Source organism: Streptomyces sp. NPDC107454 (assembly GCF_055582885.1).
Window position 1 is genome coordinate 208889 of record NZ_JBVJPA010000011.1, and the last position, 13262, is coordinate 222150.

At 71.2% G+C, this 13262-nt stretch carries 8 protein-coding genes; 5 read left to right on the forward strand and 3 right to left on the reverse strand.

From position 1 onward, the window contains the following. Window positions 1–94: 94 nt before the first annotated feature. Window positions 95–280 (reverse strand): 50S ribosomal protein L28, encoded by a 186-nt coding sequence (gene rpmB, locus ACZ69M_RS28385; RefSeq protein ID WP_003993230.1) that lies wholly within the window; start codon window positions 278–280, stop codon window positions 95–97. Window positions 281–539: 259 nt separating this feature from the next. On the opposite strand from rpmB, the gene ACZ69M_RS28390 reads away from it, so the two are divergent. Continuing rightward, entirely contained in the window at window positions 540–2366 is a 1827-nt protein-coding gene (locus ACZ69M_RS28390; RefSeq protein ID WP_470054144.1) for a DAK2 domain-containing protein, read from the forward strand. Between the two features lie 124 nt (window positions 2367–2490). Here the strand turns inward: ACZ69M_RS28390 and ACZ69M_RS28395 are convergent, their stop codons facing one another. After that, complete coding sequence (locus ACZ69M_RS28395; protein WP_470054145.1) at window positions 2491–5589, reverse strand: tetratricopeptide repeat protein; 3099 nt, start codon at window positions 5587–5589, stop codon at window positions 2491–2493. Then, window positions 5586–7424: an HSP90 family protein gene (locus ACZ69M_RS28400; protein ID WP_470054147.1), complete on the reverse strand. Its 1839-nt coding sequence runs from the start codon at window positions 7422–7424 to the stop codon at window positions 5586–5588. The genes ACZ69M_RS28395 and ACZ69M_RS28400 overlap by 4 nt, the downstream gene beginning before the upstream one ends. Before the next feature lie 166 nt (window positions 7425–7590). Here ACZ69M_RS28400 and ACZ69M_RS28405 point away from each other — a divergent pair, with 166 nt between their 5' ends. From ACZ69M_RS28405 to ACZ69M_RS28420, 4 genes are all read left to right on the forward strand, one after another. Continuing rightward, window positions 7591–10830, forward strand: a complete 3240-nt coding sequence (locus ACZ69M_RS28405; protein WP_470054149.1) for a helicase-related protein — start codon at window positions 7591–7593, stop codon at window positions 10828–10830. A gap of 39 nt (window positions 10831–10869) precedes the next feature. Beyond that, window positions 10870–11457 carry a 16S rRNA (guanine(966)-N(2))-methyltransferase RsmD gene (rsmD, locus tag ACZ69M_RS28410; RefSeq protein WP_470054151.1) on the forward strand — a complete coding sequence of 196 codons (588 nt, stop codon included), beginning with the start codon at window positions 10870–10872 and terminating at the stop codon, window positions 11455–11457. Continuing rightward, complete coding sequence (gene coaD / locus ACZ69M_RS28415) at window positions 11454–11963, forward strand: pantetheine-phosphate adenylyltransferase (RefSeq protein WP_403693568.1); 510 nt, start codon at window positions 11454–11456, stop codon at window positions 11961–11963. Before rsmD ends, coaD begins: the two co-directional genes overlap by 4 nt. Window positions 11964–12062: 99 nt before the next feature. Beyond that, the gene (locus tag ACZ69M_RS28420) at window positions 12063–13136 is read left to right on the forward strand and encodes an ATP synthase F0 subunit B (RefSeq protein ID WP_470054153.1); all 1074 of its coding nucleotides are present in this window, start codon (window positions 12063–12065) and stop codon (window positions 13134–13136) included. The last annotated feature ends 126 nt before the right edge of the window (window positions 13137–13262 follow it).

Here is a 13262-nt window from a genome sequence, read left to right on the forward strand (position 1 = left end):
TGGGACACCGACCATGAAGACAACAAAAAACCGGCCCACCGTGAGGTGGACCGGTTTTTAAGCGAACCAGCAGTGGCCGCGCGCTGGCGTTGCGTCAGCGCGAGACCTTGCCGGCCTTGATGCACGAGGTGCAAGCGTTCACGCGCTTCGGCGTCCCGCCCACCACGGTACGGACGCGCTGGATGTTGGGGTTCCAGCGACGGGACGTACGGCGGTGCGAGTGCGAGATGTTGTTGCCGAAGCCCGGCCCCTTGCCGCAGACGTCGCAGTTGGCAGCCACGGGTCACTCCAAAGACTTCAGATGCTCTTACGGTTGATCCCGGCATGCCGGAATCGAGATCTAGGATCTGAGTGGCGGTGCCAGGGGGAAGACCCGATCGAATCGGGCAACTGGAGCAGCATACAACGACTGCGTCCGGAGAACGAAACTACCATGGCTGCCCCGGGGCTCACCCCGGCCCTCCTTGGGGTCCCCTACCGCCAGTAACCCATTCTGGGACTACGCTGCGTGCCACGTCCAGATGCTCAAGGAGGCGCAGGTGCCGCAGGTGCCGCAGACATTGGATGCTCTCGCGGTGCGCACCTGGTGCGGCCTCGCGCTGGAGGCGCTGGGGCGGGCGCGCGAGGAGATCGACGCCATCAATGTCTACCCCGTCGCGGACGGGGACACCGGGACGAATCTGTATCTGACGGTGGAGTCGGCGACAGCGGCGGTGGAGGCGGTTTTCGAGGGCTACGAGACGGTGGCGGGGGTCGGTCCCACGGGGTCCGCTGCCTCCGGCGCCGTTTCCACGGCGGTGACGGGGGCCGGTCTGCCCACTCTCGCCGACGCCGTGCGGGCGATGGCGCACGGGGCGCTGATCGGGGCCCGCGGGAACTCCGGGACCATCCTCGCGCAGCTGCTGCGCGGCATGGCGCAGGTACTTGCCGCCGACGGTGAGGCCGGTGGTGAGACCGACCGTGCGACCGGTGGTGAGGCCGACGGTGCGACCGGTGGTGAGAGCGCTCACACCGACGGACAGGCCCTCCGGCTGGCCCTGCGACAGGCCGCCGACTCCGCACGCGAAGCCGTCGCGCACCCCGTGGAGGGCACGGTCCTCACGGTCGCCACGGCCGCCGCCGAGGCGGCCACCGGCACGGAGGGCGACTGCGGCACGGTCGCGTGCGCGGCGTACGAGGGAGCACGGGCGGCCCTCATGGCGACCCCCGGCCAGCTGGCCGTGCTGGAGCGCGCGGGTGTGGTCGACGCGGGTGGGCGGGGGCTGCTGGCGGTGCTGGCGGCACTGGCGGAGACGTTCACGGGGGAGTCCCCGGGCGCCGGACGGGTGGCGGGCGAGGTCCACACGCGCGTGAATGGCGTGGACGGGGGAGTGGACCGTGTGGATGGCGTGGGCCCTGTGGATGTGAACGTGTGCGTGGACGGCGGGCCTGGGGAAGAAGGCCCGGCCTTCGAGGTGACCTACCTCTTGGAGGCGCAGGACACGGACGTGGCGCGGCTGCGGGCCCGGCTCGACCGCCTCGGCAACTCGCTCGTCGTGGTCGGCGGGGACGGGCTGTGGAACGTCCATGTGCACGCGGACGACGCCGGTGCCGCCGTGGAGGCGGGGGTCGAGGCCGGGCGGCCGTACCGGATCCGGATCACGCACTTCGGGCTGGGCGACGCCCACACGGCGGGCGCGGCCGGGCGGCCGCCCCGGGAACGGGCGCAGCGGGCCGTGGTGGCGGTCGTGCCCGGCGAAGGGCTGGCCGGGCTGTACGCCGAGGCCGGGGCGACCACCGTGCTCGCGCGGCCCGGGGAACCGCCCGCGAGCGGGGAACTCGTCGAGGCCGTACGCCGGGCCCACGCGCGCGAGGTGGTGCTGCTGCCCAATGACGCCGACCTGCGTCACACCGCGGCGGCCGCCGCCGAGCAGGCGCGTACGGAGGGCGTCCGGGTCGCGCTGATCCCGACCCGCTCCGCGGTCCAGGGCATCGCCGCGCTCGCCGTCCACGAGCCCGAACGCCGCTTCGACGAGGACGTCGTCGCCATGACCTCGGCGGCGGGCGCCACGCGTTACGCCGAGGTCGCCGTCGCCGAGCGTCAGTCCTGGACCATGGCCGGCATCTGTCAGGCGGGCGACGTCCTCGGGCTCATCGACGGCGATGTCGCGGTGATCGGCTCCGACATCACCGCCACCGCCGAGACTGTCCTCGACCGCATGCTCGCCGCCGGCGGGGAGATGGTCACCCTCGTCCTGGGCGACGAGGCTCCCGGCTCCATCGCCGCCCACCTCGAAGCACGGGTCCGGGAGTCGTACTTGGCCGTGGACACGGTGGCGTACCGGGGCGGTCGACAGGGCGCGTTGCTGCTGATCGGGGTGGAGTAGCCGAACGGCCTCGTCCTCAAACGCCGGACGGGGCTGGAGGCTTTGAGGGGCGCGGGGAACTGCGCGACCAACCCCCACCCACCCGCAGACAGAAAACCACCCCGGGGTCTGGGGCGGAGCCCCCTCACGCCTTCTCCGTCACGCCCAGCATGTTCTCCGCCTCGGCCCGACGCGCCTGGGCGGCCTCCCCGTCCACACCCACGTACGCGGAAAGCACCGCACGCGCGCGTGCGGCCGCCGCCGCGGGCCGGAGCAGATCGGCCTCCAGCCACCCCGCCGCGAGTTCGGCCCCGGTGCGCGCGTCGAGGGCATCGTCTCCGAGGGACGCGAAGACGGAGACGGCCCGCGTGTACTGGGCGAGAGCCTCCTCCGCGTCCTCCGGAACGGAACGGGCGATCAGGTCACCGAACTGCCGATGGGTGTGAGCGAGTTCGGCGACAAGGCGATGACGGGCCTCCGCGGTATCGGAGTTCTCCGTGGCGTCGGTGACTGCCACGGCCTCCGAGACCTCCACAGCCTCCGCCCCGACGGAGGACGACACCGCCCGAAGCCCCTCCTCGCACTCCCGCACCGCCGTCGCCATCGACTCCCGCGCCCCGTCCAGCCCCGAGTCCGTACGCAACGCGACCCACGCACGGGCCCGCAGCGACCGGATCAGACCGTGGACGTTGCCGAGGCCACGCCACAGGTCACCGGCACGCGCGTACGCCTGCTCGGCCTGCGCGGGCAGTTCGGCGTGGCCGAGCGCCTCGGCGGCGAGATGGGCGAGCATCGCGTGGTCACGCTGCTCGGGCCAGTGCCGGGCGATGTCCGCGGCCCGCAACCAGTGCTCGGCCGCCGCACGGTGCTCGCCGAGCTCGGTGAGACAGTCGCCGAGCCACCACCGCGTCTGCACGATCGCACCGTCGCCGTGCATGTCGGTGGTCAGGTCGGGCAGCGCCGACTCCAGGATCTCCGCGGCCTCGGCCCACCGCCCCTCACGGAGCAGGAACCCGCCGAGCTGGTGCCGGGCCCAGGCGCCGAGTGTGGGCCCCTCGCCCGCCTCGTCGGCCCAGTGCGCGGCCTCCAGGGCGTGTTCCGAAGCGGGCCCGGACTGCCCGGTGGCGCCCAGGACCTCGGCGAGCTGCAGGTGCAACTGCGCGTGCCCCATCGGCTCCAGGCGAGGCCCTCCGTGCTCCAGCGCCGCGCGTGCGGCCCGCTCGGCCTCCTCCGCGTCGCCCAGGTGCCGGGCGATCCCGGCGAGCCGGGACTCGTACTCGACGGCGAACCACGGCAGCCCCGCCGCCACGAACGCCGCCGCGGCCTGCCCGAGCAGCTCCGCGGCGGCCTCGGCGTCCCCGGCGTGCGCCGCGAGCTCCCCGAGCATCGCCCGCGCCTCCGCGGCCCGCGAGGCCATCCGCACGTCCGAGAGGTGCGGCTCGGCCAGCGCCAGCAGTTCCCGCACGGCCGCCTCGGCGGCAGCCACGACCTCGTCCACGGCGGTCCCGGAACCGGCGGTCCCGGAAGCGGCCGTCCCGGAAGCCGTCCCCTCGGAGGCCGCCGCCCCCGACTCGCCCTCGCCCGCGTCCGCGTCCTCCTGCACCAACAGCATCAATATCCGCGCCCGTCCCACCAGCACGGACGCCGCCTGGGACACCCCCGTCCCGCCGTCCGCGAGGAGGGCGAGCACCCCCTCGTACAGCTCCGAGACGGTCGCGAGCGCTTCCTCGGGCCCGCCGGTGAGGGCGAGGACGTACGCGGCACGGGCACGGGCCGCGAGCGCCTCGCCGGGGTCGCCCGCCTCGGCGTAGAGCCCGGCCGCCTCATGGAAGAGCTCGATGCCCTCGGGACCGCGTTCCATCGCCGCGTGGTCGGCGATCTCCGCGCGGTCGCGGACGTCCAGTTCCGGGCCCTCGGCGGCCCGTGAGACCGCCGCCCAGGCCTCGACGGCGTCCGGGCTCCGGGTCGCGGACAGCCGCCGGGCCTCGGTGAGCAGCGCCGAGAGGGAGGACGGGTCCGAGCCGGCGTCCGACTCCACGACGGCGGCCGACGATCGGGCCGAAGCCGAAGCCGAAGCCGAAGCCGCACCCCCCGTGGAACCCGAAGGCGAGAAATGTCGCGCGGACCGGGACCGCACCCCGAGCGGCAAGCGCTCGACCAACGGCGGCTGATCCATCCGCCCGCGAGCCCGCTCACTGACGTACGACGTGCCGTTGCGCCCGTCGAAGAGCGCCGCCAGGGAAAGGGCCTGCCCGCGCGCGTGGACAGCGAGCCCGCTCGCGGTCCACTCCCGGCCGGCCGGTCCCGGCACCGGCTGGTCGCCGAGACCGAGCCCGGTCAGGCGGTCCATGAGGAGGGCGGTCACGGCCATGAAGTCGAGCTTGCTGCGCGGGTCCCCGGAGTCGGTGAAGTAGGCGGGCCGCTCCGCGAGCAGCTCCAGGGCGCGCGCCTCGTTGCCGGACAGCGCGCAGAATTCCACGTGGTCCGCGTACGCGCCGCGCATGCTCTCCATGGGGCGCACCAGCCGGAAGCCCCGCAGGTGATGGGCACGGGCCTCGTCCAGGCGGCCCAGACGCAGCAGGGGGACCAGGGAGGACGCGAGGACGGTGTGCGGCTCGTGGGCGCACGTGTACTCGCCGTCCAGAACCGGGCGCCACAGTTCCAGTGCCTCCTCGCCGGCGTCGCGCTCCGCCCGCCACCACCCCTGGCTGTGGAGTTCGCACGCGTGGCAGTCGGCCATGGTGTCCCGGTCGGCGGCCAGCCAGGCGGTGTACGCCCGCTCGGCGCGCCCCAGGTCGCCCAGATGCGCGGCAACGCTGAACTCGGCCCCGCGCACGGCCCGTTCGGAGTGTCCGGCCAGCCGGTAGCGGTGCTCCATCTCGCCGAGCCACTTCTCTATGGAGGCGAGCGGGATGTGCGGCTGGTCGAGCATGCCGGCCGACATCCACTTGAAGACCCAGTGCAGGGAGTGGGTCTCGTACTCGTCGAAGTCCTCGGGGCGCTCGTCCCACATGCGCAGCAGACGCGCGAAGGGGACGAACATCTTGTCCTTCTCGGAGCTGTAGTTGTAGACCTTCAGCTGGTGTCCGAGCGCCTCGATCACGGCGAGCGGGATGTTCAGCTTCTCGGCCTCGACGAGCAGTTGCTCCGCGCGCGCGTTGCGTGCGGGACCCTCCGGCTGCTCCTGGTTGTCCGCCATCGCCTGGCGCAGGGTGTCGAAGTCCATGCCCATGGCCTGGCTCATCGGGGGTCGTCCTTCCCGGGCTCGGTGTGGGTGGCCCACTCCAGGAGGCCGATGAACGCGCGGTTGAGGAGCGCGGAGTCGGCGGGCCGCAGGGGGCGCTGCGCCATGAGGAGGGCCTGTCCGTAGAGGGACTCCGTGGCGGTGCCTATCAGCTCCGGGTCGCGCAGTGAACTGATCCTTCGGATCAATGGGTTGAGGTGGTTGAGGACCAGACGGGCGCGGGGCGCGCTGCCGCGCAGCGAGCCGAGAATGCCCGCCCACAGGTCGTCGGCCTGCTCCTCGGCCTCCGCGCGGGCCTGCTCGTGGCGGGCCGCCCGGTCGTCCAGGTGCAGGGCGGGCACGGAGAGCGGGTGGAAGGCGCGCAGCACCACGTCGCAGCCCAGCGGGTCGAGCTTGGCCCGGGCGGCCATCAGGAAGCCCGAGAGGGCCAGTTCCTCGGCCGGGTCGACGGCGTCCAGGTGCGCCGTCACGGTGTCGGCGTCCAACTCCGAGACGACCGTCCCCGGACGCACCGACGGCAGCGCCTCCACCAGCTCGCTGTCGTACGTGTAGCCGCCGTTGATCACCCCGATGCCCTGTGCGGAGGCGATGGGCGCGACCTGCCGGTACTCCTCCACGGTCCGCGTGAAGTGCACCACCGGGTGGCGCAGCGCGAACTCCTCCAGGGACAGCCGTCCGTCGGTCGTCTCGAAGGGCAGCCACGGCAGCATCGTGCGCAGCATCTCGGTGTCGTGCCGCGCCAGGGACTTCACGCCCAGGTGGTGGACCGACAAGAAGGCCGCCAGACGCTCCGGGTCGCCCGCCGCGAGCCCCGTCAGCCACGACCGGATGCGCTCGCCCAGGGCCTCGCGTACGGCCGCCAGGGTCTCGTCCTCGTACAGCGACTCGCGCGAGGCGGTGGGCCGCAGGCTGTCCGTGTCCAGGACGCAGCGCACGAAGAACGCCCAGTCGGGCAACAGCTGTTCGGCGCGCTCGGTGAGCAGCATGCCCTTCAGGTGCACCCGGTGGCTCGCGCGCTGGGCGGGGCTGACCGCCGACGGCAGGACGTACGCCACGCCGCGGACTCCGGCGAGCGGCACGTTCAGGTCGATCGTGTCCAGCGGTGTGAAGCCGAACAGGTCGTGGCAGTGACGGGCCAGGGCCACCCTGCGGGTGGCGGGGCTCGGATGGGTGCGGTCCCAGGGCGCAGGAAGCTCCGCGATCGCCTCGTCGCCGACGCGTACGTCGTACGGCAGCAGCGAGCCGAAGTCCCGGGCCAGGGAGCGGACCCGCTCCTCGGTGAGCCATTCGCCCGCTCCGGCGCGCGCCACCAGGTGCACGGTGGTACCCGGTTCGGGACGGGCCTCGTGCGGCAGCGTGCGCACGGTGTACGAGCCGTCGTCGGTCGCCGTCCACTCCACGGGCGCCGCGTCGGGCGTACGCGCACTGCGGCTGACGACGCGGATGCGTTCGGCGACCACGAAACACGCCAGCAACCCGATGCCGAACTGCCCCAGGAAGTCGGAGCGCGCCGCCTGCAGGCCGTCCTCCCGCTTGGAACTGCGGCCGATCGTGGCCAGGAGGCTGTGCACGTCGGACTCGGTGAGCCCGACGCCGGAGTCCTCCACCCGCAGGGTGCCGCCCTCGGCGTACAGGCGCACGGCGGCCGGGGCCTGCGGCTGCTCCGCCCGCCGGGCGGTGATCGCGTCCACGGCGTTCTGCAGCAGTTCGCGCAGGTAGACCTTGGGACTGGAGTAGAGGTGATGGGAGAGCAGGTCCACCAGACCACGCAGGTCGACCTGGAAGGTGTGAGGTGACTGGGATGCCTGTGATGACTGTGAGGTCTGGGAGTCCATCGTCGCTGCGCCGAGGGTGGGGGGACGTGCGACGGCGCGGGGTCGGGCGGTCCCGGGGGACGGTGACCGCGAAGAGGGCCGGAGCGCGTCATCCTAGGCCCGGAACGAGCCGTCTGACCAGCGGATTTCCGGGACGTATACGGCAATGTCAGTGGTGTGGTGTGCAATGGATCTCGTGCCCGCGCTCGATGAACCACTGAAGAAGGTGCTCGGTCCCCCCACCGCGAAGGTGATGGCCGAGCACCTCGGCCTGCACACCGTCGGCGACCTGCTGCACCACTACCCGCGCAGATACGAGGAGCGCGGGCAGCTCACCCACCTCGCCGACCTGCCCATGGACGAGCACGTCACGGTGGTCGCCCAGGTCGCGGACGCGCGCCTGCTCACCTTCGCCTCCGCCAGGGCGCCCCGCGGCAAGGGCCAGCGCCTCGAAGTGACCATCACCGACGGCAGCGGCCGCCTCCAGCTGGTCTTCTTCGGCAACGGGGTGCACAAACCCCACAAGGACCTGCTGCCCGGCACCCGCGCGATGTTCTCGGGCAAGGTCTCCGTCTTCAACCACCGCCTCCAGCTGGCCCATCCGGCGTACGAGCCGCTGCGCGCCGACAGCGACGACGCCGCCGAGACCGTCGACTCCTGGGCGGGCGCGCTCATCCCGATCTACCCGGCCACCGCCAAGCTGGAGTCCTGGAAGATCGCCAAGTCCGTGCAGACGGTGCTGCTCAGCGCCCAGGAGGCCGTCGACCCGCTGCCGGACTCCCTCCGGGACGGCCGCGGCCTGGTCCCCCTCCCCGAGGCCCTTCTGAAGATCCACCGCCCGCACACCAAGGCGGACATCCACGATGCCCGCGCCCGTCTCAAGTGGGACGAGGCCTTCGTCCTCCAGGTCGCCCTGGCCCGCCGCCGCCACGCCGACGCCCAGCTCCCCGCCGTGGCCCGTCTCCCCAAGCCGGACGGGCTGCTGACCGCCTTCGACGCCAAGCTGCCCTTCACCCTCACCGAAGGCCAGCAGAAGGTCTCCAAGGAGATCTTCGACGACCTCGCCACCGAGCACCCGATGCACCGGCTGCTCCAGGGAGAGGTCGGTTCCGGGAAGGCTCAACCTCTCGATTCCCTGGTGCTGACCCCGAGCGGATACCGGCCCATGGGTGAGATGACTGTTGGCGACATCGTCGTTGTGCCTTCGGGTGAACTTGCGCCAGTGGACGGAGTCTTCCCGCAAGGCGAGCGCGACGTGTGGCGAATCGTGCTGTCCGACGGCAGCTCTGTCGAGTGCGACGACGAGCACCTGTGGATCGTTGGTACCAGCTGTGCCTGGGACCGAGGACAGCCGCCCGAAGTGATGTCGACACGGCAGATCAGACTGGATACGTATAAGGCGAACGGATCTTCAAAATGGTACATTCCGCCGGCTACTCCGGTCGACCTCTGGAGTGACGCCGAGCCGCCGCTGGATCCCTATCTTTTCGGTCTTCTTCTTGGCGACGGCTCATTCCGGCACAATCTGCGGCTGTCAACGGCGGACGATGAAATCAGGGAGGCAGTCGATGCCGCGCTAGCCCCTGATTGCACGCTCGTGCCCGTGCCCGGTTCCAGGTACGACTACACCGTTCATCTGGCATCGCCCAAGGGCGGAGGGCGAAGGAATCCGGTGATCAGTACCCTTCGCTCACTCGGGCTCTGGGGCGTCACATCGCACGACAAGTTCGTCCCCTCGGAGTTCAAGAACACGACGATCAAGAATCGGTTGTCTCTTCTGCAGGGCCTCATGGACACCGATGGGACTGTCAAGCCCAGCGGCCTCGACGCGTCATTCTGCTCTGCTTCCAGGCAATTGGCCGAAGATGTCGCCTGGCTGGTGCGGTCCCTCGGCGGCCGGGCGCGGGTAGTGCCAAGGATGGCGGCTTACACCGTCTCGGTCGCGCTGCCTGACGAGTACGTGCCCTTCAGGCTGTCACGCAAGGCGGCGTTTATGCGACCGCGACCGAAATACAACACCTTCCGGCGAGGAATCCGGACCGTGGAATATGTCGGCAGGAAGCCGGTGCAGTGCATCAGCGTGGCTCATCCTGATCACGCATATGTGACAGACCACTTCACAGTGACGCACAACACGATGGTCGCCCTGCGCGCCATGCTCGCCGTCGTCGACGCGGGCGGGCAGGCCGTGATGCTCGCGCCGACCGAGGTGCTCGCCCAGCAGCACCACCGGTCGATCACCGAGATGATGGGCGAGCTGGCCGAGGGCGGCATGCTCGGCGGCTCCGAGCACTCGACCAAGGTCGTGCTGCTCACCGGTTCCATGGGGGCGGCGGGGCGGCGGCAGGCGCTGCTCGACCTGGTCACGGGTGAGGCCGGGATCGTGATCGGCACCCACGCGCTGATCGAGGACAAGGTGCAGTTCCACGACCTGGGCCTGGTCGTGGTGGACGAGCAGCACCGCTTCGGTGTCGAGCAGCGCGACGCCCTGCGCGGCAAGGGCAAGCAGCCGCCGCACCTCCTGGTGATGACCGCCACGCCCATTCCGCGCACGGTCGCGATGACCGTCTTCGGCGACCTGGAGACCTCGGTCCTCGACCAGCTCCCCGCCGGGCGTTCGCCGATCGCCAGCCATGTCGTCCCCGCCGCCGACAAGCCGCACTTCCTCACGCGCGCGTGGGAGCGCGTGCGCGAAGAAGTGGAGAACGGCCATCAGGCGTACGTGGTCTGCCCGCGCATCGGCGACGACGTCGACGAACCCGCCGACGCGAAGAAGGCCAAGAAGAAGTCCCCCGAGGACGAGGCCGAGAAGCGCCCGCCCCTCGCCGTCCTCGACATCGCCGACCAGCTCGCCGGGGGACCCCTCCAAGGACTCAAGGTCGAGGTCCTGCACGGCCGTATGCAGCCCGACGACAAGGACGCCGTGATGCGTCGCTTCGCCGCGGGCGAGACGGACGTCCTGGTCGCCACGACAGTGATCGAGGTCGGGGTGAACGTACCGAACGCCACGGCCATGGTGATCATGGATGCCGACCGGTTCGGCGTGTCCCAGCTCCACCAGCTGCGCGGCCGTGTCGGTCGTGGTTCCGCCGCCGGACTCTGCCTCCTGGTCACCGAGATGCCGGAGGCGAGCCCCGCCCGCCAGCGGCTGACGGCGGTGGCGTCCACGCTCGACGGCTTCGAGCTCTCCCGCATCGACCTCGAACAACGCCGTGAGGGCGACGTGCTGGGCCAGGCCCAGTCCGGCGTCCGTTCCTCACTGCGCATGCTTGCCGTCATCGAGGACGAGGAGATCATCGCCGAGGCCCGCGAGGAGGCCGCCGCGGTCGTCGCCGCCGACCCCGAGCTCACCGCCCTCCCCGGCCTGCGCACGGCCCTGGAGGCCCTCCTCGACGAGGAGCGCGAGCAGTTCCTGGACAAGGGCTGAGAGACTGGCCCCGACACACTTCCAGCGCAAAGGACCCTCATGACCCGCGTGATCGCCGGCCGGGCCGGCGGACGCCGTCTGGCCGTCCCGCCGGGCACCGGCACCCGCCCCACCTCCGACCGGGCGCGCGAGGGCCTCTTCTCCACCTGGCAGTCCCTGCTCGGCGGCCCGCTGGAGGGCGAGCGGGTCCTCGACCTGTACGCGGGCTCGGGCGCCGTCGGCCTGGAGGCGCTCAGCCGCGGCGCCGGGCACGCCCTCCTCGTCGAGGCCGACGCCCGCGCGGCCCGGATCATCCGCGAGAACGTGAAAACGCTGGGCCTGCCCGGCGCCGAGGTCAGATCGGGCAAAGCGGAGCAGATCGTCCAGGGATCGGCGCCGACGGATGCGTACGACCTGGTCTTCCTCGACCCGCCGTACGCCGTGTCCGACGACGATCTTCGCGAGATTCTGCTCACACTCCGGGCGCAGGGCTGGCTCGCGGCCGAAGCGCTCGTCACCGTGGAGCGCAGCACCAGGGGCGGCGAATTCAGCTGGCCGGACGGTTTCGACGCGATCCGGGCCCGTCGTTACGGCGAGGGGACGTTTTGGTACGGTCGCGCCGCCTCTACGTGCGAAGACGCACGATGACCGGACCGGAGAGCGAGGGACCACAGTTGCGCCGCGCCGTCTGTCCGGGGTCATTCGACCCCATCACCAATGGACACCTCGACATCATCGCCCGCGCTTCCAGGCTCTACGACGTCGTGCACGTCGTGGTGATGATCAATCAATCGAAGCAGGGCCTGTTCACCGTCGACGAGCGGATCGAGCTGATCCGCGAGGTCACCGCCGAGTACGGCAACATCCAGGTCGAGGCCTACCACGGTCTCCTCGTCGACTTCTGCAAGCAGCGCGACATCCCCGCCATCGTGAAGGGTCTGCGGGCGGTCAGCGACTTCGACTACGAGCTCCAGATGGCCCAGATGAACAACGGCCTTTCGGGTGTCGAGACGCTGTTCATCCCGACCAGCCCCACCTACAGTTTCCTGTCCTCCTCGCTCGTGAAGGAGGTCGCCCAGTGGGGCGGCGACATCTCCCACCTGGTGCCGGAGGTCGTCCTGGAGGCACTCACGGGACGGCTCGGAAAGAGCTGAGTGCCTGACAGTGCGTCACCAGGTGTCGGGCGGGGCGGGAGTGGTCGTACAGTCGACCCGTCCGTCTCCATCACAGCTGTAGAGAGTGGCGAGCACACGGTGGACGTGCAGAAGAAGCTCGATGAGATCGTCGCGGCGGTCGGCAGCGCCCGTTCGATGCCCATGTCGGCCTCGTGCGTGGTCAACCGCGCCGAGCTGCTCTCGATGCTCGAAGAGGTGCGCCAGGCGCTGCCCGGCTCCCTGGCGCAGGCCGAGGAGTTGATCGGCGGCCGAGAGCAGATGGTCGAGCAGGCCCGCCAGGAGGCCGAGCGGATCATCGAGTCGGCGCACGCCCAGCGCGGCTCTCTGATCTCCGACACCGAGGTCGCCCGCCGCTCCCAGAACGAGGCGGACCGCATCCTCGCCGAGGCCCGCCAGGAGGCCGAGGAGGTCCGCGCGGAGGCCGACGACTACGTCGACTCCAAGCTCGCCAACTTCGAGGTCGTCCTCACCAAGACCCTCGGCTCCGTCGGCCGTGGCCGCGAGAAGCTCCTCGGCACCGGCCCCGGCACCGACGAGCAGGGCTACGAGGACGAGGACGCTCCCGAGCGCAGCCACGACCCGGAGACCCTGCGCCGGGACGCCGACACGTACGTGGACGTCAAGCTCGGCGCCTTCGAGGCGGTCCTCGCCAAGACCCTGGAGGCCGTCGGCAAGGGCCGCCAGAAGCTGCACGGCCGTATCGCCAGCGACGACCTGGGCGAGCTGGGCACCTTCGCGGAGGACGGGACGCCCGGCCACCACACCAGCGACTCCGACTACCTGGCCGGCCTCGCCGAGCTCTCGGAGGCCCCCGAGCGGCCCGCGCAGACCCCCGAGGTGCCGGCCCAGCCGAACTACGGACAGCAGCAGGACGCCTACGCGTACCAGCAGCAGCCCGACCCCTACGGCTATCAGCAGCAGTACGCCCAGCAGGACGCGTACGGCTACCAGCAGGCCGACCCGTACGCCGCCTATCCGCAGCAGCAGGGCTACGACCGGCAGACGGCGTACGACCAGAGCGGGCAGCAGGCCTATCCGCAGCAGCAGCCGGGGGCCCTGGACCCGATGGCGAACGCCCTGGACGAGACCAGCCTCTTCGACACCACCATGATCAGCGCCGAGCAGCTGCGGGCGTACGAACAGGGCCGCTGAACCCGGACGGGCACCGGGCGGACACTGACCGGGTATACCGGCTGGGCACCGGATTGGGCCGAGAGCGAAAGGTCCAGTATCCTGGCTCTTCGGTCGCGTGTACGCCCGCGATCAAAGCTGCCCACG